Source organism: Rhodococcus sp. WAY2, assembly GCF_009859915.1.
Lineage (GTDB): Bacteria > Actinomycetota > Actinomycetes > Mycobacteriales > Mycobacteriaceae > Rhodococcus_F > Rhodococcus_F oxybenzonivorans.
Window position 1 is genome coordinate 4,603,793 of the sequence record NZ_CP046572.1, and the last position, 21,307, is coordinate 4,625,099.

Here is a 21,307-nt window from a genome sequence, read left to right on the forward strand (position 1 = left end):
CGGCGAATCCGGATCGACTCCTGGACTCAGTCGGAATTGTCCACGGACGCAGCGCAAGTGACGATTCCGTCCAGCACGGTGCCTCTAACGACCTCAGAGCTGAGTACCCGCAACGCTTCGTCGAGCGGAACGTGCAACAGCACCACGTCGGCGGGTTCTCCTACGGTGATTCCGCGGGGCCGGCCACCCGGGTCCCCGGCGGGTGCGAGGTAGCGATCCAGGGCTTCGGCAGCGGTGATGCGCTCGTCGAGACCCACGATGTCGCCGGTGGGTGCGCGGCGGTCGACGGCTGCTGCGATCACCTGCCATGGGTCGAGGGGACCGTAGGGGGCGTCACTCGACAGCGCGAGGGGGACGCCGGCGTCGATCAGCGAGCGACAGCGGTAGAGATCCGGGAGGTCCCGCGGGTCGACGTCGCGCAGGTAGTCGTCGCCGCGGTGGGCGAGGAAGCCCGGCTGGGTCACCACCCGCAATCCCCGTCGGCGAACGTCGTCGAGGCTCTCGCGGGGGATGAGTGCGCCGTGTTCGATACGGTCACCCGGAACGCTGCCGACCTCGTCGAACACGCTGAGAAGAATGAGCAGCGCTTCCCGGCTCACGCAGTGGACGGCGACGGCGCGGCCGAGCGCGTGAACGTCGCGGATGAGGTCGGCCAACTCCGTGAGGTCCGGAAAACCCGAATCGGCCAGCACGATCTTGTACGGGCCCACGCTGACGCGTCCCGCCACGGTGTCCGGGTCGCCTCGAAGCGGCGCGCCGAGCAGATGCACCCGCTGGAGAAGTTCGCGAGAGCGGACGGCCGATCCGATGGCCTGCTGCGACTCGGCGGAAAGGTCGGGGGTGGCGTCGGTGACGGTCGTGATCCCGAAACGGGCCAGCGCCGCACCGATGGTAGCCAACCGGGGTGGTTGTGAGCGTGGCAGGCGTTCGCGCAGCCAGGTGTCGGCGCGCCAGACCCGCCCGGTCGGGGTCCCGGTGTGGTCGCGCTCGACTCCTGGGTGGTCGGCCTCTGCGAGGCGCGCGGCCGCCGTAGCGGCGCCGTTGAGCACCCACATCGCCCCGCTCCGATGTTGAATCCGCACCGGCCGTTGCCCGTGCAGGGTGTCGAGAACAGATGAATCCAGCTCGCCCGCAACGGTTTCGACGTATCCGACGCCGCGCACCCACCCGTTGTCGTCGGCCTGGGCACGTTCGAGTGCGCGAGCGAGATCCGCGCGATCGCGAACGTCGGGAGGCCCGCACCGAACCGAGACGGCGTCGGCGGCCATGGCGTGCAGGTGCAGGTGATGGTCGGTGAGTCCGGGCAGCACAGCCCCGCCGTCGGCGTCGATCACCTCGGCTCCTGCCGGGGTGATTCCGTGGCCGATCTCGGTGACCGTTCCCCCCGACATGCGCATGTCGACACCGGGCACGCCGCCCAGTTCCGCGTTGCGGATGACGAGGTCGCTCATGGCACCGGAATTCCGAGGCTGCGGAGAGTGTCGACCGTGTTCTCTCCGACATCCGCGACTCGCCCTCGCGGTATCCGGCGGTGCGGATGCGCGACTTCGGCCACACCCGACTCCGTCACGAGGACCCAATGACCGCTTCGCTGTTCGGACTGCACCTCGGGCTCGCCGGTCAACGTGGCCGCCACGACCGCGGACATCGAGATGTCCCACAGGTACCCCGATCCGTCGGCGGGAGCCGACATCGCCAGTGCGGCGGCGGTGAGGCCGGTGAGGGGGTCGGCGACCGCGTCACCGACGAACAACGGAGAACCGTCCGTATCGTGCGCGACCAGGCCGGCGGACGCGGCGAGGTCGTCACCGAAGCCGATCCGATCCGACCCGCGCCCGGCGGCGGTGATCGACACCCATGTGGTTCCCCGCGCCACCGCTTCGTCGGCATCGAGGCCGAAGCGCCGGAGCGCGCGCGGCCGGGATGCCTCGATGACGATGTCGGCCGCCTCGACCAACAGGGCCAACGACCGCCTGCCCTCGGCGGTATCCGGGTCGAGAACCACCGCCTCGTGGCCGCCGTGCAGGAGGGCGTAGAAGTCGGCGTTGCCACGGCGGGCGCCGTCCGCGCGGGTCGGTGTCTCGACCTTGACGACGCGGGCGCCGGCCAACCCGAGGAGATGAGCACAGAGCGGTCCCGCCCACAGGGCGCTGAAGTCCACGACCAGCAATCCCTGCACCGGGCGCGGTGCCAGAGGCATGAGGGGAACAGGGATCGTGTCCGTGGACCGGAGCGATCCCGCCGCGATGCCCAGCAGTTCCGCCCGCTCGTCCAACTCCGCTCCGGTGTGCGTCTTCAGCCACTCGGCGACAGCGGGCCACTGATTGGACTCGTCGACGGCGCTGCTGATCAGCGCCCCCAGCAGGCTGGGATCATCGGGTCGCGCACAGGACACCGCCGCCCACCCGTCGGACGTGGGCAGGAGGCGACAACTGCCGCCGACCGAGATGTCCCCACGCCGGCTGTGCCCGGTGAAGGCGGCCCGTTCGGACAGGAGTCGCGGACCGTCGACAAGCACGGGATGCGAGCTGAGTTCCGTGACCTCGGCGATCCACGAGGCCCTTTCCTGCGCCACAGTCGCGGCTCGCCCCGGCGGCACGATCGGGGGACCGCCGTGGCGGCCGGTGAGTGCGACGACGCCACTGTCGGCCCAGTCTCGCACCGGGTCCGAGGGATCCGTCGTCGAGGGGGAAGGCACGGCGTCGATGCTACGCGGTGAACGAAACCCGGCTGCACGCAACCGATATGGAGCTGGCAGGGTGTGTTCATGGGTAACGACGTCCGAACGATCACGCTCGAGCAGTTGGCCGACGGTGCTGCGGACCGCCCGCTGCTGTCCGAGGGCGCCGAAATCGACAGCCCGATGCTCACGGTGAACCTCGACGGCGCCGCCGAGTCGGTCACCTGCGTGCGCGCCGCGGACAGGGCACGCGTCAGTGACCGGATACTTGTGGGACTGCACCACGGCGGCCATGAGTTGTCACCGGATGTGCAGAAGGTGGCGTCCGCCCTCGATACGACGATCGTCGCGGAGTCGGCGCCGGGCAACCGCCTCGCGGTGTCCGTGCCGGATCCGGATGTGGCAGTCGGAGAATTGCACCGCAAGGTCGCCGAAAACCCGCACTCGACGTTGGTACTGGCCCAGGTGCTGAAGCTCTCCGAGCACCTGACGGTGCCTGCCGCGATCGATGTCGAATCGCTCGCCTATTCCACCTTGCTCGGGGGCCCGGAGTTTCGTCGATGGCTCGAGCAGCGCGGGCCGCGCCCGTTGCCGCCGCCCTCGCCGCAGGAACCGGTGCTGGTCCGGCGGGAGGACGACGAACTTCTGGTCACGTTGAATCGGCCCGAACGCCGCAACGCCTACGGCGCCGAGGTCCGTGACGGACTGGTCGAGGCGCTGCGGCTCGCACTCGTGGACACCACCATCACGAAAATCGTGCTCGACGGCTCCGGACCTTCCTTCTCCGCCGGGGGTGACCTCGACGAATTCGGCACGACACCCGACCTGGCCACCGCCCATCTGATCCGCACCCGGGCGGGCGCCGGCCGGCTCGTCGCGCAGCTTGCCGACCGGATCGAGGTCCGCGTGCACGGTAGCTGCGTGGGAGCAGGAATCGAGGTTCCCGCGTTCGCAGACCGAATCGTCGCCCGCCCGGACTCCCTTTTCCGGCTTCCCGAGGTGGCGATGGGGCTGATCCCCGGTGCCGGCGGCACCGTCAGCGTGCCGCGGCGGATCGGACGCTGGCGTGCCTTCTGGCTGTGCGTGACCGGCGTTGCCCTCGACGTGCCGACCGCGAGGGTGTGGGGGCTGGTGGACGAGGTGTCGGGTTAGCTGCCGTCCGTATCGGTCAGTCGCGGGTCCGGTTCAGGAAGGCTCGCACCGCGAGGGGCGCGAAGATCGCGATCAGCAGCAGTGACCAGCCGATCGTGACCGGAACCGCGTGATGCAGCGGCCACGCCGCGCCGGCGGGTGCTGCGGGAGCGTTGCCCCACAGCTGGCGCATGGCCTGCACGAGCGCGGAGATCGGGTTCCATTCCGCGATGGTCCGCAGCCAGGTCGGCATCTGTTCGGTGGGTGCGAAGGTGTTGGCCAGGAACGTGATGGGGAACATCGAGGTGAACATGAACCCCTGGACCGCCTCGACCGAGCGCATCAACGATCCGACGAGGATGCCGAACCAGATCATCGCGAAGCCGAACAGCAACAGCAGCGCGAACGCGAGTACCGCCTCACCGAAGCCGTTGTGGATGCGCCAGCCGATGAGGAGGCCGGTCAGCGACATGACGACGACGCCGATGCTGGAGTGGATGATGCTGGACACGCTCCGGCCGATAAGGATCGACGACCGTGAGATCGGTAGTGACCGGAAACGGTCGACGATGCCCTTGTCGAGGTCCGAGTTCAATCCCACGGCGACCACGAAGCAGGAGAACACCATGGTCTGAGCCATGATGCCGGGGAGCAACCATTCGCGGTAGTTCGCGCCCGACGTCATGATCGACCCACCGAAGACGTAGGCGAACAGCAGAACGAACATCACCGGCTGGATGGTGACATCCAGCAGCATCTCCGGCATCCGTTTGATGTGGGTGAGGTTTCGCCGCACCACGATCCACGATTGACGTGCCAGTCCCGCAGGCTTTATGTCGGGACGAGCCAGCCGGGTACCGATCGCGGTGGGGTTCAGTGTGGATGTGGTGGTCATCTGGCTGTCTCCAGGTCATCTGAGGTACGTGCAGTTTCGGCCGTCTCGGCGCGGTGACCGGTCAGGCTCAGGAAGACATCGTCGAGGCTCGGACGTTTGAGACCGATGTCATCGAGAAGGATGGTGCTGTCGTCGAAAAGATTCGCGATACGCGTCATGTCGCGTAGGCCGTCGGTCGGCGCCGACAGTTGCCGGGCCGACCTGTCGACCCGCACGTCCGAGACGTGCTGGCGGAGCATGCGCTCGGCCTCGTCGAGATCGGCCACGTGCGACACCGTCAGAACGAGACTGGCCTTGCCGGACTGGTCCTTCAGTTGCACCGGGGTGCCCGAGGCGATGACCTTGCCCTTGTCGATGACGACGATCTTGTCGGCAAGTTGGTCGGCTTCCTCGAGGTACTGCGTCGTCAGCAGTAGTGTCGTGCCGTCCTCGACCAGTTCCCGGAGTACATCCCACAATTCGATCCGACTGGCCGGATCGAGTCCGGTGGTGGGTTCGTCGAGGAACAGCACCGGTGGTGTGGCAACAAGACTCACGGCGAGGTCGAGACGCCTGCGCATTCCACCCGAATAGGTTCGAGCGATCCGGTCACCGGCGGCGGTGAGGGAGAACCGTTCGAGGAGTTCGTCGCTGGCACGGCGTGCTGCCTTGCCCGACAGCCCGTAGAGCTCGCCGATCATCCGGATGTTCTCACGTCCGGTCAGCAGTTCGTCGATGGTCGCGGCCTGGCCGGTCAGTCCCATGCTGAGCCGCACCGCCCCGGGGTCGGTGACGACGTCGTGACCGGCCACCCGTGCAGTTCCGCTGGTGGGGAGACTCAGGGTGGTCATCATCCGCACTGTCGTGGTCTTGCCTGCGCCGTTGGGGCCGAGCAATCCGAGAACGGATCCCTGCGGAACCGTGAAGCTCACCCCATCGACGGCCACGTTGTCGCCGAATCGTTTGACCAGCTCTATTGCCTCGATCGCCGCTTCGGATGTCATGAAAATCTCCCTGCCTGAAGTGACGGCGAACCGTCACAGTGTTGTGCGCCTGAATGTGTGTGCCGCAGCGCAGCGGCGCACGGTGAAGCCCGCACGCTTCGATGCTTGTTACGAATCACGTCGTCCCCCGTCGATCGCAGACCAACTTACAGGTTGCCCGGGCGATGTCGCTTGTATATTTCGGACGGCTGAACACCTGATGATCATGATCGGACGCTATTACCTCGAGTTCACTCGAGGTCAAGCGAACGGCGGCCTTTCTGTACCGGGGATGGACAGGTCGGCTGCGTAAAAGCCTTGACCGCGTGATGCCCGCTGGGTCTAATGCCTTGAAGAAGGCTGCACGATAATCCAGCTGATCGCGAAGGGTCGTTCCATGTCGAATCCGAGGGTCGGCCTCGATGTCGCGATGGCCCGAATCCCTGCCGGCGAAGTTGCGTTGAGAGACGACCGAAGGAAGACGGCGTGGACGGTGGAACTCGAGAGCTTCCTCCTCGCGCGTAGTCCCGTCACCGCTTCGCTGTATTCCCGCATCATGAACGATTCCGCGAAGTCTTCCTCCAATGGCGCCGCGCCGGTGGTTGACGTCTCGTGGCACGACGCCGTCGATTTCTGCAATGTGCTGTCGCGGGAATCGGGGCTGACGGAGTACTACTCGGTGACCGACGGCGGCCGGCATGTTTCGTGCACTCGCGAGTCCGACGGATACCGCTTGCCCACGGAAGCGGAGTGGCAGTACGCCTGCAAAGCTGGAACATTCGGGTACCGATACGGTGAACTCGACGACATCGCTTGGTACAGCGGCAATTCGGGCGGACACCCCCATGGGGTGGGCGGAAAAGCGCCCAACGCGTGGGGCCTCCATGACATGTTGGGGAACGTGTGGGAGTGGTGCTGGGATGTGTACGACGCCGAGGTGTACGGCTCGTACCGAACCTTCCGCGGCGGGAGCTGGGCCGAGGAAGCCCGAGGATGTGGGGCGACGTGCCGTCGTCGCAGTCACCCGTCGTTCTCCATCGACGATCTCGGATTTCGAGTGGCACGGTCGCTCTGACCTGCGCGGAGCGAGCGTCATCGGATCTCCTTTCATTCGGTTGGCATCAGGCTAAGAGCCATTCAGGACAGCTACTGTCCTCGATGCCTCGATGCCTCGATGCCTCGTCCGGCCGGATGAAATCGGGTTCCTCTGCCCCTGCGAAGGGCCCGATAGTGACCTAGGCTCCGTCGCATGGTTCGTCGTCAGCCCACGGTCGTCATCGCGCCCGACTCCTTCAAGGGGAGTCTGACGGCTGCCGAGGTCGCCGCAGCGATGACCGAAGGTGTGCGAAGTGCACTCGGTCCGGACGCGGTCATCATCGAGTGCCCCCTCGCCGACGGCGGCGAGGGCACCCTGGATGCACTACTCGCCAACTGGCACGCCGTTCCTAGATTTCTCGGTACGACCGACGCGGTGGGGCGGGCACGGACGGCTCGATACGGAATTTCGAATGACGGAGTGGTCGGCATCATCGAAGCCGCCGAAGCGAACGGTCTTCCGCAGGTGTCCGATATTCCCCTGCAACCCATGCGCGCAGACAGCTACGGCGTCGGTGTCATCGCGCATACTCTGCTGGACCAGGGCGTCGGCGAAATCGTGCTGTGCATAGGCGGATCGGCGAGCACGGACGGCGGGACGGGATTTCTCCGCGCACTCGGGATGCGGTTCCTCGATTCCGACGGTCGTGAGGTGGAACCCGGTGGAGCGGGCCTTGCGGGTATCGCGTCTGTCGATGATTCCCAGCTTCATCCGCGCGCCCGTCACGTCCGGTGGCGCGTCGCCACAGACGTCGACAACCCCTTGTGCGGATCATCCGGCGCGGCAGCGGTGTTCGGTCCGCAGAAGGGGGCGACACCACAGAACGTGATCGACCTCGATGCCGGGTTGGAGCACCTTGCGCGGATCATCCGAGCCGAGACCGGTATCGACATCGCCCAGCATCCAGGAGCGGGCGCTGCAGGTGGAATGCCGGCCGCCTGGTGCCACTCGTGGGAGCCGAACTCACACCCGGAGCCCGGTTGGTCTCGGACGTCGTCGGCCTGCGCGACATCTGCGCTCATGCAGACGTGGTTCTGACGGGCGAGGGTTCGTTCGACTCTCAGTCGCTGCGAGGGAAGGTCGTCCGCGGCGTCCTCGACGTCACCCCACCGAGTTGCCCGGTCGTCGTGATCGCGGGAACGGTTCAGCTGTCGGCTGCCGAAATCGCCTCGGCCGGAGTCGTTTCGGCGTTCTCCATCGCCAAGGGTCCTTCGAGCCTCACGGACATGGTCGCGAACAGCGCCCACCTCGTTCGCGAAGTTTCGGCGCAGATCGGTGGTCTTCTCGGTGCCGCTCTGGGCGCTCGTGAGTGACTGCCGATGCGTTCGGTGACTTCTGTTACTCGCCGACGAAGGCGGGTGCCCGCTTCTCACGGAAGGCCGCGACGGCCTCTGCGGAGTCCTGGGTCGACTGCACGACGGCTTGCTCGGCGGCCACCATCGACAGCGACGTTCTGAAGTCGACGTTCTCCCCATTCCGCACGAGACGCTTGATGGCGCGGATCGCGACCGGGGGACCGTCGGCGAGGCGTCGGCACAGATCGTGCGCGGCTTCGGGCAGTTCCTCCGGGGAGTGTACTGACAGGACGATGCCCAAATCGAGGGCTTCTTGGGCTTCGACGAAGCGTCCGGTCCACAGCAGTTCGAGGGCGCGTGCCTGACCGACGATGCGGGGCAGCAGGTGGGCGCCGCCGTCACCGGGGATCAGCCCGACCCGCACATACGCCTCGGAGAAGCGCGCCCGAGTCGAGGCGAGACGGATGTCGCAGGCCAGGGCCATGTCCATGCCTGCGCCGACCGCGACACCGTCGACGGCAGCGATCAGTGGTTTGTCGAGGTCGAGGGCAGCCGCGGCTACGCGGTGAACGCGGTCCTGCAGTACTTGCTGACGGCCGAGTGTGGAGGTGATTTCCGAGAAGTCGTCGAGATCGACTCCGGCGCAGAACGATCCTCCGGCACCCGTGACGAGCACGACGCGCACGTCCGGGTCGGTGCGTGCCGACCGCAGCGCCTCGGCCCAGGCGTCCAACATGTCGAAGGTGAAGGCGTTCTTACGGTGTGGGCGATTGAGCAGGATGGTGCCGACGCCGTCGGTGACGGTGTATTCCAGGTCAGCCATGTTGTATTCCTTGTCAGAGTCGAGCGTCGACGCGCAGGGTGTCGGCGAGGCGGAGCTAGGTGTTCAGGCGGTGACGAGGGCCCAGAGGCCCTCGCGCCCTGCTTCGAGGGCGGCCGCGGTCAATTTTTCGTCCCAGTAGTGGACCGAGCCGAACTCCGAACGCCAGGCGAGAGCGGGTGTGGTGAATTCGTGCAGCCGGTGCTCGCGAGTGGTGCCGATCGCGCCATGCACCTGGTGGGCGTTGCGCACCACCACGGAGGTGGCGTGGCCTGCGCAGGATCGGGCAGCGGCGACGAGGAACTCGAGGTTGGGTCCGGACCAGTCGGTGCGGACAGCTTCGATGAGTGCGGCGTCGGTAGCGGCGCGGGCAAGGGCGACTTCGGCGGCGATGTCGGCGACCAGGTTCTGGACGGCCTGGAACTTGGCGAGTGGACGCCCGAACTGGGTGCGTTCGGTCGTGTGGGTGATCGAGAGGTCCAGGATGCGTGCGAGTGCGGCGCACGTTTGCAGTCCGCGTGCCAGGGCGCCGCGCAGCAGTAACTGGTCGACGACGGCATCCGCGACCGGGGTGCCCGACAGAACGGTGGTGTCGGCGGTGACGGTGTCGCGCGGTTCGCCGGCAACGTTGGTGCCGGGAGCGATGTCGAGCGTCGAGGTTTCGACGTCGGCGACGTGGTAGGTGTCGCCGTTCCGCCAGACGAGAACGACCTTGTCGGACTGGGCTGCCCAGGGTACGCCGGAGGCCATTCCTGCGTTGTCGAGCACGCATACCGTGCGGCGCGCTGCATCGACAGGAGAGCCGGTGACCTCGAGAAGCCACCCGGCCAGCAAGTCGTGTTCGACCAACGGAATTCGGACGCCGTTCGAGGCGGACGCGCGGATCAGCTCGGCGGCCTCGAACCAGCCCGCGCCGCTGCCCCCGTTTTCTTCCCGGCCGGTGAGCCGGACCAAACCCAGCTCGTCCAGCCGGCTCCACAAGCCCGCATCCCAGGGCGCGGTGCCGCTCTCCGGCTCGTTCTGCTCGCGGTGGCTCGCGAAGACCGCAGACATCATCTCGACGAGGTCGTTGTCGACCGTGAACGGTGCAGTCATCAGCGCATCCCCAATCCTCGCGCGATCACGCCGCGCAGAACTTCGTTGGTACCGCCGCGGAGGGTGAATCCGGGGCGTTGCACGACGGCGTCGTCGAGCATGTCGTGGTACTCGGCCCGATCCGGCGAGTAGTCACCGGTGAGCAGGTCGGCGAAATCGGCGATGTCGCCCTCGGTGGATGTGCCCAGGACCTTGACGACGGCGGCAGCTGTATCGGCTGGTTCCCGGCGTTCGAGCGCGCCGGCGACGGCGGTCGACATCTGATGCAGACCGGCGATGCGAGCGACATAACGGCCGAGGTCGGTATGCCTGGGGATCGCATTGCCGCGCATCTGCTCGGCGGTTTCTGCCAGCAAGGTGAACGTGGACAGGAATCGCTCGGGACCACTGCGTTCGAAGCTCAGTTCGGAGGTGACCTGTTGCCAGCCGTCGCCGATGGTGCCGAACACCTTGTCGTCGGCGACGAAGACGTCGTCGAGTATGACCTCGTTGAAGTGGTGCTCGCCGTTCATCGACACGATGGGCCGGATGTCGACACCCGGGGAATGAAGATCGACGATGAACTGGCTCAGTCCGTCGTGCCGATGCGCGGGATCGACCGCGGTGGTGCGGGCAAGGCAAAAGAATGCGTGAGCACGGTGTGCGCCCGAGGTCCATACCTTGGTGCCGGTGATCGACCAGCCGCCGTCGACCCGGGTGGCCTTGGTGCGAACGCTCGCCAGATCGGAACCGGAATCCGGTTCGCTCATACCGATACCGAAATAGCACTCACCGCTCGCAATGGCCGGCAGGTATTGGTGCTTTTGATTTTCGGTGCCGTACTTCAGAAGCGACGGAACGATCTGCCGATCGGCAATCCAGTGCGCTGCGACGGGTGCCCCGGCAGCCAGCAATTCCTCGGTGACGACGAACCGCTCGAGGTGGCTGCGGCCGTGTCCGCCGTACTCGACGGGCACAGTCATGCCGAGCCAGCCGCGGGCGGCCAGGGCGCGGGAGAAGTCCTCGTCCCATCCGGTGAGCCAGCAGTCGACGTCCCGGCCGATCTTGCCCTCGGCGCGTTGGCCGGCGAGGAATTCGCGAACCTCGGCGCGCAGGACGTCCGCGGCGTGGGGATCGGCGGAGACCGGGGGAACCAGTCTGAGGGTGGTCATGGTGGTGGTCTTTCCGTTCAAGCCGACATGGGTTCGTTCGGGGTGGCTTCAACGACTATGACACTTCGAGCCATGTCTACGCAATATTGGAGTTGATTACGTATATACGTAGCTGATAGGGTGGGTCGGAGTCGCGCCGGGCGACTACCGAGGAGGAATTGTCGTGGTGCAACCGGAGGGCGCAACAGGGGCGCGGGCCCGCGCTCGTCATCGCACCGTGGATCGCATCGCCTCGATCCTCGAATGCGTTGCGCGGGCTCGTGGCGGAATCACCCTCAGCGAGATAGCAAAAGAGCTTTCGGCCCCGATCAGTTCGGTTCAGGGCTTGGTCAACGGTCTCGTCGCCACCGGGTATCTGGGCGAACACGACCGGCGCTACTCCCTGGGCAGTGCGCCGTATCTGCTCAACCGATTGGCAGGGCGGCAGCCCGTCTCGACGGTGACGCATGCCGACCTCGAAGAGGTGCACGAACGGGCCGGCCTGACGACCGTGCTGTCCATTGCAGTCGGACCGGACATCTTCTACGTCGACTACTGCTCGTCCGATCCCCGGTTCGCCTACCTCGCCGAGAACTACGTGCGGCGTTCCCTCATTCGCACCTCCGGCGGTTGGGTATTGCTCGCGGGCATGGAAAAGCGGGATCTCTGGGCGTACCTGAAAAATGTCGGCGAGGATGAGCAACCCCTCGTCGACAAGTTCTTTGCGGCATTGCCCGAGATGGAACAAACCGGGATCTGCGCTTCCCCCAATGCCTCCGAGCAAGGTGACGGTGTCTCCATCGCAGTACGGGACAACGGGAAAACCGTTGCTGCCGTGGGCGTCATCGCGTCACACGAAGTGATCACTCAGCAGCGCGACACGCTGGTGGACCTTCTCACGGAGTGTTCCCGGAGCTGGGATCAACGCAGCGTTCAGTGGTGAACCTTGTTTGGGGCGAGCCGGCCATCGCGTGACGCTCCAAGGGCACACGCGTCACGCGATGAGGGACCGCGCTCGTTTCGAACCTCGGATCACGGGCCGTAGCGCAGCGAACGGAGCGTCAGCCCGGGACAGTGACTTCCTGGCTCGACGCCACCCGAACGGAGGCGCAGCGACAGCTACCTCACCCCCAGTGAGGGGAGCTCCCCGACGAATGCTGTGCCATGTTCCGAGGCAGCGTGCTGATCGAGCGCTGATTGCGACTCCCATTCCTAGGAGGAGAACGGTGGACGATGGAGCCGCAGCAGACCTCGAGCGGGAACTCGCCATGCTCGCCTCCGTACGCGACTGTCTGCGCGTGTCGGAGGGTGAAGACTTTCGTCCTGCATCCCGACTGCGGCGCTCGACGACGTTCTCGACGAGCTCAAACAGTGTCGAGTGATCACTGTGGGATCCGAGGTGATTGTTGGCGGTGCAGCACCCCGAGATGTGGTGGTCGCGATGGCAGTCACTCCGGGCGGAGACGGTGGTGCCGGGGTGGTGTGGTCGGTCAGGCCGGATGGCGACCGAAACTATGCCGGTCACGTTCGTGGTTCACAGGTCCGCCAGCATGGGAAACAGGGCGATCGCGGAGACGGTGATGCCCGCAGCGCCGGCAACGACGCCCAGTAGGGCCCGCAACGATGCCGCCTCGTCATCGATCACCGCGGACCGCGAGGTGGCGATGGCGCCGCAGACCACCGCGGCTACTCCAAGTAGGAAGCCAAGTCCTGGCACCCAGAACGACGCAACGGACAACGTGCCGAAGGCGATCGACACGGCGGGCAACCGCGAGCGTTGCTGCTTCCGTTTCTCGTTGCGGTCGACGGAGGAACGCAGGCGGGAGACGGCGGCGGTCATGGTCCTCCTTCAGGCGGTGACGAGTTGGGTCGGCGGGCACGGTCCGCTGCACCAGAGCCGGGGGCGTCGTCGGGACTGTTCGGTCCACGAACTCGCCCGGTGTTGCCGAGGCCTGCTGAACACGACTCCGCGCTCGAGGCGCAAGGGGCGATGGTCGCGGCTCGGTCGAGGTCTCCGGCTTGTGACCTGGACCTCATCGACAATCTAGCACTCATGCCAGCAGAGTGCTAACTCTTTTTGCTAAGTAAGTACACTTGGCATCATGGATCGTGCGCCCGAACTGGTGCCGGACATGCCGGCCTACGCCTTGAACGGTGTCGACGTCCGATGATCCGACTCGATATCCGACGCGGTTAATCGAGTCGACGTCGAGGGCTCCTGCCCCCAACATGCCGGTGGGGTCGGCGAGGGGGCGGACGGCGTCGGACCGCTATGCCGACACGCCGCACCGCCCGTCCGTGACCACCCGCCACCTCGGGATTCGTGACGAAGGGGCCTACTCAGGTGACCACACCCATTGGCCAGTGCGAGCCCCGACCCGGTGACCTGGGGCTCCTATGGCCGCTAGTGGACGGGTCCGACGACGGATCTGCACAACGGTGCACATGCGAGCTATCATGTGCATATGAGGTCGGTGGGGAAGGTAGACTCGCTCGACGCGCTGCTGGCCAAGCATCACGTCGACCTCACCGCCCGCGAGATGCTTCACGAACTCGACGCTGCACTCACCGCGGTACCCGCCGCGTCGGACACGTTGTCGGCCGGAGAGATCGAATTCCTCCGCACCCACGCCGGCGAAGGCGCCGGCGAAGTCCTCGACCAGTGGTCGTCGGTGGCCGAGATTCGCGCTCGCGCGGTGGAGATCGCGCGTCACACCGTGACCGTGCTCGCGGATTCGCTGGAGGTCAAGGAGGCAGCGGAGCTGCTCGGCATCGACAGGTCGGTGGTGTCCCGGCGGCTCACCGCGCGCACGCTGTGGGCGTTCGATCTGCATGGGCACCGCCGCATCCCACGATGGCAGTTCGTCGGCGACGACGTCTTGCCGGGGCTCGGCGCGGTCGTGGCGGCCATCCCCTCAACGGCGAGCCCCGTGTCGGTCGCCGCGCTCATGCATACCCCGCAACCCGACCTCGGCGACCGGACCCCGCTCGAGCATCTGGCCGCCGCGGCGGACCCGACACCGGTGGTCGCGCTCCTGGAATCCCTCGACACCTGGTGAGCGGTCGGCACCCGAAGACTCCGCGGGCACCGCGGACCCCGCTCACAGTGAATCCGGATGACATCTTGGCCTACGACGGTGTGCTGTGGCGGATCCACCGCACCACCGGTCCGCACGTGGCCTCCTGGCGGACTCTGCGCACCTACGGGCCGATCGCGTCCATGCGCTATGACCCGCACCCGGGGCCCGCCGCGGCAGCGACCACCATCGGAGTCCTCTACGCCGCCTGCGATGTCGCCACCGCGCTGGCCGAGGTGTACCAGGCGACACGAACGATCGACACCACGATTGGGGCGCCTGCCCTGACAGGGTGGCGCCCGACCCGCCCCCTGAATCTGCTCAACCTCACCGAAACCTGGCTGGTACGTCACCAAGCCTCGTACGCACTGCTTCACGGACCGCGCACGGTGTGCCGCACCTGGGCGCGCACCATCCACCTGACATGGCCGCATCTCGACGGTCTGTACGTACCGTCCACCATGACCGGACTTCCGAACGTCGTCCTGTGGAACCCCGCCGCCGACTCGTTCCCCGCCGACCCCGAGTTCACTCGACCACTCGACCACCCGCGCGTGCGGCCGATCATCCGCACCGCCGCACGCACCATCGGATACGCATCGACGGTCTAACTGTATTCCCTGCCCGCGCCGATCGGATTCGACCCGATCGCCGTCGCCGCGGGCGGTGCGTGGGCGGTAACCGGAAGCCTACAGTCCCAACGCTTCCCGCAGCCGGCGTACGCTCATCGCTCCCGGTCGTTCCTGCTGCGGGAAGGAGTCGAGCAGCCGGGCCAGCTCGTCGCGGCGAGTGGGGTCGGCGGCGCATTCACGCGGTGTGTGACCGCCGAGGGCGGGGATCGCCTCGTCGAGCCACTGTTGCTCGTATCCGCGGATGTGCTCGTCGAGCGCTGTCGCGATCTCGGGATCCTCGGGGTCGACGGGTTGCGCCGGGAGAACACCGTTGTCCTGTGCCTGAGCCATCAGCTCCGCTGCCGGTGTCCGGGTCTGCTCGCGCAGTCTCGCCCCGGGATCGGCAGCGCCCACGGCGTCGATCAGCGACTCGAAGCGCGGCTCATTCATCGCTTCGACCTCGAGCACCCAGGGTTCGGTGTCGCGGGCCAGGTGCAGCGCGCCGAGCACACTGCCGTCTTCGGTCCAGGTCCACCGGTCTTTGTCGGCGGCGCCGAAACGGCGACTGAGCTTGCGACGGATTCCGGCGGTGTCGGACACCTCGAACACGGCCGTGCACGCGACCATCGGATGCCCGTCGGCGGTGACCAGCCGCGGCGGCGCGAACCGGGCGCTGAGGAACTCGACGAGATCCTCGGGGTCGGTGGCGTCGGAGTCGAGCAACTCGATCAACTCACCGCGCTGCCCCGGTGCGATGGGTTCGATACCCCCGAAGATCTGCATTGTGGAACCGGCGGGAACGACTCGGGCGCAGAAGAAGTCACCGACCCGAAGCTGTCTGCTGGCGGTGCGTTCGGTGACCTCGAGGCGGTCGCCGGTGCGCACGTCGCGCAGGGTCAGCCCCTCGCCGGGACGCACCGCCTCGACCTCATGCACCGACCGCTCGGTGAGCAACCATTGCTGCGCGAGGAGCAGTTCGTCCGCCGGCAGCAGAACTCCGCGCTCGGCGACGAACCGCTCGAACGCTCCGCACTCGAACAGCGCCACGTCCGCGACCAGCGGGTCGTCGAGCGCGTGATACAGCGCGAACGGGTGGTCGTCGTGCGCGGACCGAATCTGGGCGAGCGAGAGAAGCAGCGATCGCCATGCGATGCCCTGCGCGAACGACCCCGCCTTCTGATACAGCCACCCAGCCCGCTGCTCCAGTGGGTGCTCGGCCTTGCCGAGGTGGCACGCCTTGTATTTGCGTCCGGATCCGCACCAGCACCGATCGTTGCGTCCCAGGTCCGGCCGGTCGACGGGGAGAAACATTTGGAGCAGGTCATACATGGATTCGCGATCCGCACCCTCGACCCGGTCGAGCAGCCCGATCGCCCGCACCGCGTCACCACGATCGGACGCGAAACCGGCCAAAGCCTCGAGCGCCTCGTCCCAGTTCGGGTCCACGGCCAGGGCCCGCTCGTAGTGCCGCTCGGCGTCCGCGGTCCGTCCATCAAGTTCGGCCGCCTTGCCCGCCAGCCAGTGCGCGGTCGGGGCGATCCGGCGGGGACCGCGGTCGCGGAGCACCGCGGCCGCCAGGCGCAGGGTCTCGGTCCCCGCGTGCAGGGTGGCGTACGCCTCGCCGAACGCGGCGCGGGCCGCGTTCGGGCGGGCGAGCCCGGCGAACCGGTCACCCGCGCTCGCCACGACCGCGTCGACAGCGGCCTCGCGCTCGTCGTCGGGGGTGCGCTCGAGAGTGCCGATCAGGGCCATGAACGACATGACCGCTTCCGTCTCGTCGTCGGTGAGGTGGTGCGCCGCCGCGACCGCCGCAAGATGCTCCTTCCCGCGATGTGCGGCGAAGTCGAATCCCCGGACCGCGATGTCGTCGCCGTCGCACACGTATCCAGCGTTGGTGATCAGGTCGCCGAGCGGTGTGGTCGGCACCGCGAACAGAGCCCGGTCGTCGGCCATCAGCTGCCAGACGATGCCGTCCAGGGGCTCGGGGCGGTCCATCGGCACCAGGTCGGCCAGCGCGCCGATCAGATCGGATGCGGGTGCGGGTGGGGCACCCGCGGCGCTCAACCGCAACTCACCGTCCACGAACGTGAGCGCGACCAGGTCACCGGCCCGGAACTCGGCGAGTGCATCCGGTCCGAGCAGCAGCGCCGCGGCCGTCGGCCAGCCGGGATCGTCGACGCCGCGCTCGTCGAACACATCGTCGTCGAGGTAACGGAAGAGGATGCGCAGCCCGCCCGCGGCCGGGTCGCGGTCGTCGAACGGCAGCAGCGGCGTCAGGTCCGGGTGAGCGTCGAGGATGTCGGACGCGATTTCCACGTCGGTGAGCCGGTGGGTGAGCACGCGTCCGGCGAGCAGCGAGTCGAGGGCCACGCTGCGGCCGTCCGCCAGGTAGCCGAGCCGGGGATGGCCGATGTACTCGACCAGTTCCTCCATGTCGGCGAGATAGCCATGCCCCTCGGCGACCAGCCGCCGCGCCCATTCGCCGGGATGCATGGGCCCGTGCTCGCGGAGCAGGACCATGGCGGCTTCGGCAGCGGGATTTGTCGGATCGGTCACCGGGCCAGGGTATGCGATGTATCCGTGCGTCTCGGCGAAAGGAGCGCACTCGCCATTAGGCGGGCTATTCGGCTGCTCTCCGGCCCAGCAGTCCACCGAATGGCGTCGCTGCAGCCGCACGATTTCCTAACCGATTGCCTGTCGGCTGGAGCGGGTTAGAAGGGTCAGAGATCCCATAGTGCGAGGATCGCCGTCCGGAGGCTAGGGGAGCGGACGTAGTGATCGGTCCGCAGCCGTGACCCCGGGTGCCCGAGGTCGGTGAGCGCCTTCTCGGCGTCGGTGAGAGGCACATGAGGCAGGTCGGTGCGGGTGCGCAGGAAGAACAACACCGCACCACCCGACCGCGGGATCCGCATCGCATCGGAGATCACCACGGCCGGCGGGTAGAGCCACTCGTCGCCGATGGAGACGAAGACGATCACGTCGCCGCGCCGGATGGTGCCGCGTGTGTCGAGGCGGAGCGACTCGAGCTGATACTTCACCGTCGGCCCGCCGGCGGTGTTGTGTCGGCCCCGCTGGTTGTCGAGGACCTGTTGTTCGGTGTCGGTGGGTTCGTAATCGACGGCGTGTTTGACGAACATCCGGCGCACCGGGGTGGGCAGGAAATCTGTTTCGGTGCGGACGCGGCCGGTGACCCGGGTAGGGGGACGGCGCGGCCGATCTCCCACTCCCGGATCGCGTCGTCGAGGAACACCTGATCGACCTCGGTGATCTCGTCGAGGCCGTCGATGAACTTACGGACACCGGCGACGATGTCGGGGTCGTCGGTGATGATCACGGCGTCGTCGGCGAGGGTGCTGTTTTCGGATGTTTATGCCGACCCGATCGCCGCCCGGGTACTGGTGGCGATCACAATGCCGTCGCAACGGATCCGCATCAACTCTGCACGAAAATGTGCAACAAATGTGCGACTGTGAAACACCCTGCCGATTCGAGCATTCTCGTAACCCTCGTCTCCGTGCGCGAAAAGGGCACCGGTGAATCGGGCAGTGCCCGTGATGGTCCCGTTGTCGGTCATGACTGATATTTCTCCTGAATCGAGTTGTGCGGTCTCCCGTGACCATCTCGGCCTACCGAATGTGTTCTCGCGGGGCGCGCAGCGCTGTTGTGGCTCGCTCTGACAGAGCGCGAACTGTGGGTGCATCGAGCAACCATGACCATCGCCGGTAGCCGAGCAAACTCGAGATGCGTTCCCAGAACTGTGTTACATCCATGCCGAATCGAACCCAGATGTCCTCTGACGAGGGTCCGTTGAACGGCAACCATTCAATGGCGAGTTCGAGGATCAGTTGATCCTCGCAAGGGCGAGCGGCAGCCTTCGAACCTCTGCCACTTCTGCCCTTGTGTTGATGTCTGCTGCTCATACGGAAGTTCAATCTGTGAGGCGTCCACGGGGATCGACGACCACGAAGTCGAAGACCTGCGCGGTTGCTGCGAGCGGGTCACGTCGGAATGACTTCTGCGCGGCCGCAACTCGGGGCCTATTGCTGTGTGGCGTACTCGGCGAGGTTGGTCTCGAAGCCGGTTTGTGTTCCGAGAGCCAAGACTTCACCGTTGTCGATGTCTTCTTGCCAGACGAGCGATCCCGTCGAGGCGTGTAGGGGATGGTCTTGAACGGTGAGGATGCGGGCTCCTTCCCCGCTGATGGTGTGTGCATGCGCCGCCCATCCGGGTGCGGACAGCATCAGGTCGCCTGCGGCCCAGTCGAAGCGTTGGCCTTCGACGATGCTGTATCCGCTGCCGGCGAAGTGGTAGTTGATGGCGGAGCTCATGTGCCGGTGGGTTCCGCCGGCGAAGTCGCCGCCGATCGCGGTGATGGTGGCGAAGAATGACGGTGTGGTGCCGTTGAGGCGTCCGGTCGCCGGGTTGTAGAGGCAATACAGTGGCCGACCCGTGTATCCGGTCTTGAGGCCGAGGACCCCGCTGAGGTGTTGGCTGACCTCCGACCAGGCGAAGAGGAGGGGTGAGTCCGTGATCGGGTCCGGGTCGATGATGTGTTCGTAGGGGAGAAGTTGGCTGCCGTCATCGCCTAGTGCGATGGCGGGTGCCAGGTCTTTCGCGCGGCGCCCCGATGCAGCAACGGCTTCGTTGTCATGAGTGTCGACCGCGCTGCCGAAGTCTTCGTAGTAAGCAGAAATCGATTCTAGCAGGGCGGCATTGGTGTAACGCAGATACCGGAAGGCGGTCGTGCCATTGTTGGCTAACGCCTCGAGATTCATCGACGGCTTGGTCCACACGTCTTGCTGGACCACATGCATCGTGCGGGCATCGATGTGAACCGTGCCGCTGCCCGCCAGGCACATCGTCAGGCCGGTGGTATTGGCGCGGACAGGGACGGTGGATTCTCCGGGCAGGAGCACACCGAGGCTGACCTGTGTGGCGGGGGCAAGGCCACGGGCGCCTTTCGGGGCCTGCGGATGCACGATCAGCATTTCGCGGCGGCCGCGGTCGTCGGGTTCGCCTGCCTCGAGTGCGGCGAAGGCGGTGTCGATCTCGGTGGCGCTGATCATCAGCGGAGACCACTGTTCCCGCTGGTATCGGGGTGCCTTGCGACTGTCGAGCAGGTGGGCGTGCGGGCTCATTTCTTCTCCTGGGTCTGATCGTTGGTGTCGGGTGTGCTGGGTTCGAGCGATATGCCGGCGGTCTCGGGGGTGAACCGCATGACGAGGGCGCCGAGGAGAGCGGCCGACGCGAGGTAGCCGACGAACAAGAAGGCAACGTTGTGCTGTGCCGTCCATTGCTGCAGATAAGGGGCGGTTCCGCCGAACACGACGGCGGAGAGTGCATAGGGCATGGCGATGCCTGAGGCGCGTACACCGATGGGGAACAGTTCGGACAGGACAGCAGGCAGGATCGAGGCGACGAAAGCGAACAGCACGAGCGCGATCGTCATGGCGAGACCGAATTGCCATGCGCCTTGTCGGGCGAGGTGGTCGAGGGGGAATGCAGTGACGGCGACGCCGAAGCCGTAGATGTAAAAACTACGGCGTCGACCGATACGGTCCGACAGGGAACCGAGAAGCGGAAGGACCGACGCACTGACGCCGAGCGCGATCACTCCGGCCCACAACGCTGCCGTGGGGTCGATGTGAGCGACGGAGATTGCCCAGGTCGGTCCGCTCACTGCCCAGGCGTAGAACATGGCGGTGACCGACGCCATGAGGAGGAACACGCGTGTGCCGGCGGCGCGGTACGTCCACAGATTCGCAAGGAGAGAGGGTGACGAGGCAGGCTTCGCCGCAGCGGATGTGAAGGCGTGGGTCTCGTCCATGCCGCGGCGGAGATAGAGGGTGATCAGGCCGAGGGCGGCACCGATGAGGAAGGGCAGGCGCCAACCCCAGGTGGCCATCTGGTGGTCGCTGAGTGCGGTGGTCAGAAGGGCGCCCATGATGGTGGCGGCCATGATCGCGAGGAAACCGGATATGTAAATCGAGGAGGACCAGAGGCCTCGCCGGGCGGGAGGCGCTTCTTCGGCGATGTAGGTGTAGGCAGCGGCGACTTCCCCGGTGTGTGCGAGGCCCTGTAGCAGTCGAGCGGCGAGAAGGATTGCGCCGGAGAGCACACCGACGGAGGCGTAGGTCGGGGTGAGACCGATAAGGAGCATCCCGGTCGAGGCACAAGCGATGGCTACGAGCAGTGAGTGCTTGCGGCCGAATCGATCAGCCATCCATCCGAAAAGGAGCCCGCCGAAGGGGCGGATTGCAAATCCGACGCCGAATACCACCAGGGTGGAGAGCAGTGCCGAGGTGGCGTTCGCCGGGTTGAACAGTGCCTTGGCGAAGAAGGGCGCGAACACGGCATAGCAGGTCCAGTCGAATACCTCGAGACCGTTCCCGAGTGTGACGCCGATCAGGCTGCGCCGTCGCCGCAGTGCACTGACAGGCGTCTCGGCGGGGTGTCCGGGCACCTGAGTCGTGCTCGGGTCAGGACGATCGGTGGGCGGTGCAGTCATGGCACGT

General features: G+C 66.5%; 16 protein-coding genes and 2 pseudogenes. 6 read left to right on the top strand and 12 right to left on the bottom strand.

The genetic code is table 11. From position 1 onward, the window contains the following. Positions 1-26 precede the first annotated feature (26 nt). Both GFS60_RS20895 and GFS60_RS20900 read right to left on the bottom strand, forming a co-directional pair. On the bottom strand, positions 27-1,451 hold the full coding sequence (locus GFS60_RS20895; RefSeq protein WP_159924183.1) for an amidohydrolase family protein: 1,425 nt from the start codon (positions 1,449-1,451) through the stop codon (positions 27-29). Next, positions 1,448-2,698, bottom strand: coding sequence for a CoA transferase (locus GFS60_RS20900; protein ID WP_236603220.1), 1,251 nt, complete (start codon positions 2,696-2,698; stop codon positions 1,448-1,450). The genes GFS60_RS20895 and GFS60_RS20900 overlap by 4 nt, the downstream gene beginning before the upstream one ends. A 69-nt stretch (positions 2,699-2,767) precedes the next feature. Between GFS60_RS20900 and GFS60_RS20905 the strand changes: the two genes are divergently transcribed. Further along, positions 2,768-3,832 carry an enoyl-CoA hydratase/isomerase family protein gene (locus GFS60_RS20905; RefSeq protein WP_159924185.1) on the top strand — a complete coding sequence of 355 codons (1,065 nt, stop codon included), beginning with the start codon at positions 2,768-2,770 and terminating at the stop codon, positions 3,830-3,832. Positions 3,833-3,848: 16 nt separating this feature from the next. Here the strand turns inward: GFS60_RS20905 and GFS60_RS20910 are convergent, their stop codons facing one another. Continuing rightward, complete coding sequence (locus GFS60_RS20910) at positions 3,849-4,706, bottom strand: ABC transporter permease (RefSeq protein ID WP_159924187.1); 858 nt, start codon at positions 4,704-4,706, stop codon at positions 3,849-3,851. Beyond that, positions 4,703-5,689 carry an ATP-binding cassette domain-containing protein gene (locus GFS60_RS20915; RefSeq protein WP_159924189.1) on the bottom strand — a complete coding sequence of 329 codons (987 nt, stop codon included), beginning with the start codon at positions 5,687-5,689 and terminating at the stop codon, positions 4,703-4,705. Before GFS60_RS20915 ends, GFS60_RS20910 begins: the two co-directional genes overlap by 4 nt. Before the next feature lie 376 nt (positions 5,690-6,065). On the opposite strand from GFS60_RS20915, the gene GFS60_RS20920 reads away from it, so the two are divergent. Continuing rightward, positions 6,066-6,743 carry a formylglycine-generating enzyme family protein gene (locus GFS60_RS20920; RefSeq protein WP_159924191.1) on the top strand — a complete coding sequence of 226 codons (678 nt, stop codon included), beginning with the start codon at positions 6,066-6,068 and terminating at the stop codon, positions 6,741-6,743. A gap of 255 nt (positions 6,744-6,998) precedes the next feature. After that, a pseudogene (locus GFS60_RS20925) lies at positions 6,999-8,077 on the top strand (glycerate kinase family protein). A gap of 25 nt (positions 8,078-8,102) precedes the next feature. Here the strand turns inward: GFS60_RS20925 and GFS60_RS20930 are convergent. The 3 genes from GFS60_RS20930 to GFS60_RS20940 form a co-directional block, all read right to left on the bottom strand. Further along, complete coding sequence (locus GFS60_RS20930; RefSeq protein ID WP_159924193.1) at positions 8,103-8,882, bottom strand: enoyl-CoA hydratase/isomerase family protein; 780 nt, start codon at positions 8,880-8,882, stop codon at positions 8,103-8,105. A 63-nt stretch (positions 8,883-8,945) separates the two neighbouring features. After that, a complete protein-coding gene (locus GFS60_RS20935) occupies positions 8,946-9,974 on the bottom strand; it encodes an acyl-CoA dehydrogenase family protein (protein WP_159924195.1) in 1,029 nt (342 codons plus the stop codon). Beyond that, complete coding sequence (locus GFS60_RS20940) at positions 9,974-11,125, bottom strand: acyl-CoA dehydrogenase family protein (protein ID WP_159924197.1); 1,152 nt, start codon at positions 11,123-11,125, stop codon at positions 9,974-9,976. Before GFS60_RS20940 ends, GFS60_RS20935 begins: the two co-directional genes overlap by 1 nt. A 163-nt stretch (positions 11,126-11,288) precedes the next feature. On the opposite strand from GFS60_RS20940, the gene GFS60_RS20945 reads away from it, so the two are divergent. Then, positions 11,289-12,047 carry an IclR family transcriptional regulator gene (locus tag GFS60_RS20945; protein WP_236603221.1) on the top strand — a complete coding sequence of 253 codons (759 nt, stop codon included), beginning with the start codon at positions 11,289-11,291 and terminating at the stop codon, positions 12,045-12,047. Positions 12,048-12,638: 591 nt separating this feature from the next. Here the strand turns inward: GFS60_RS20945 and GFS60_RS20950 are convergent. Beyond that, positions 12,639-12,944, bottom strand: a complete 306-nt coding sequence (locus tag GFS60_RS20950; RefSeq protein WP_236603222.1) for a hypothetical protein — start codon at positions 12,942-12,944, stop codon at positions 12,639-12,641. Positions 12,945-13,569: 625 nt separating this feature from the next. Here GFS60_RS20950 and GFS60_RS20955 point away from each other — a divergent pair. Both GFS60_RS20955 and GFS60_RS20960 read left to right on the top strand, forming a co-directional pair. After that, the gene (locus GFS60_RS20955) at positions 13,570-14,163 is read left to right on the top strand and encodes a helix-turn-helix domain-containing protein (RefSeq protein WP_159924199.1); all 594 of its coding nucleotides are present in this window, start codon (positions 13,570-13,572) and stop codon (positions 14,161-14,163) included. A 47-nt stretch (positions 14,164-14,210) separates the two neighbouring features. Then, positions 14,211-14,792: an RES family NAD+ phosphorylase gene (locus GFS60_RS20960; RefSeq protein ID WP_236603223.1), complete on the top strand. Its 582-nt coding sequence runs from the start codon at positions 14,211-14,213 to the stop codon at positions 14,790-14,792. A 78-nt stretch (positions 14,793-14,870) separates the two neighbouring features. On the opposite strand, the gene GFS60_RS20965 is transcribed toward GFS60_RS20960, so the two are convergent. From GFS60_RS20965 to GFS60_RS20980, 4 genes and pseudogenes are all read right to left on the bottom strand, one after another. Continuing rightward, entirely contained in the window at positions 14,871-17,348 is a 2,478-nt protein-coding gene (locus GFS60_RS20965; protein ID WP_159924203.1) for an SEC-C domain-containing protein, read from the bottom strand. 164 nt (positions 17,349-17,512) lie between these two features. Continuing rightward, a pseudogene (locus GFS60_RS20970) lies at positions 17,513-18,201 on the bottom strand (phosphatidylserine/phosphatidylglycerophosphate/cardiolipin synthase family protein); the annotation flags it as partial. Between the two features lie 628 nt (positions 18,202-18,829). After that, entirely contained in the window at positions 18,830-19,930 is a 1,101-nt protein-coding gene (locus tag GFS60_RS20975) for a hypothetical protein (RefSeq protein ID WP_159924205.1), read from the bottom strand. Further along, a complete protein-coding gene (locus tag GFS60_RS20980; RefSeq protein WP_159924225.1) occupies positions 19,927-21,300 on the bottom strand; it encodes an MFS transporter in 1,374 nt (457 codons plus the stop codon). The genes GFS60_RS20975 and GFS60_RS20980 overlap by 4 nt, the downstream gene beginning before the upstream one ends. Positions 21,301-21,307 lie beyond the last annotated feature (7 nt).

Bases quoted from the DNA above. Each gene is read 5' to 3' on its own strand.
- GFS60_RS20895 (WP_159924183.1), bottom strand. From the start codon at position 1,451: ATGAGCGACCTCGTCATCCGCAACGCGGAACTGGGCGGCGTGCCCGGT.
- GFS60_RS20905 (WP_159924185.1), top strand. From the start codon at position 2,768: ATGGGTAACGACGTCCGAACGATCACGCTCGAGCAGTTGGCCGACGGT.
- GFS60_RS20910 (WP_159924187.1), bottom strand. From the start codon at position 4,706: ATGACCACCACATCCACACTGAACCCCACCGCGATCGGTACCCGGCTG.
- GFS60_RS20915 (WP_159924189.1), bottom strand. From the start codon at position 5,689: ATGACATCCGAAGCGGCGATCGAGGCAATAGAGCTGGTCAAACGATTC.
- GFS60_RS20920 (WP_159924191.1), top strand. From the start codon at position 6,066: ATGTCGAATCCGAGGGTCGGCCTCGATGTCGCGATGGCCCGAATCCCT.
- GFS60_RS20930 (WP_159924193.1), bottom strand. From the start codon at position 8,882: ATGGCTGACCTGGAATACACCGTCACCGACGGCGTCGGCACCATCCTG.
- GFS60_RS20935 (WP_159924195.1), bottom strand. From the start codon at position 9,974: ATGACTGCACCGTTCACGGTCGACAACGACCTCGTCGAGATGATGTCT.
- GFS60_RS20940 (WP_159924197.1), bottom strand. From the start codon at position 11,125: ATGACCACCCTCAGACTGGTTCCCCCGGTCTCCGCCGATCCCCACGCC.
- GFS60_RS20950 (WP_236603222.1), bottom strand. From the start codon at position 12,944: ATGACCGCCGCCGTCTCCCGCCTGCGTTCCTCCGTCGACCGCAACGAG.
- GFS60_RS20955 (WP_159924199.1), top strand. From the start codon at position 13,570: ATGAGGTCGGTGGGGAAGGTAGACTCGCTCGACGCGCTGCTGGCCAAG.
- GFS60_RS20975 (WP_159924205.1), bottom strand. From the start codon at position 19,930: ATGAGCCCGCACGCCCACCTGCTCGACAGTCGCAAGGCACCCCGATAC.
- GFS60_RS20980 (WP_159924225.1), bottom strand. From the start codon at position 21,300: ATGACTGCACCGCCCACCGATCGTCCTGACCCGAGCACGACTCAGGTG.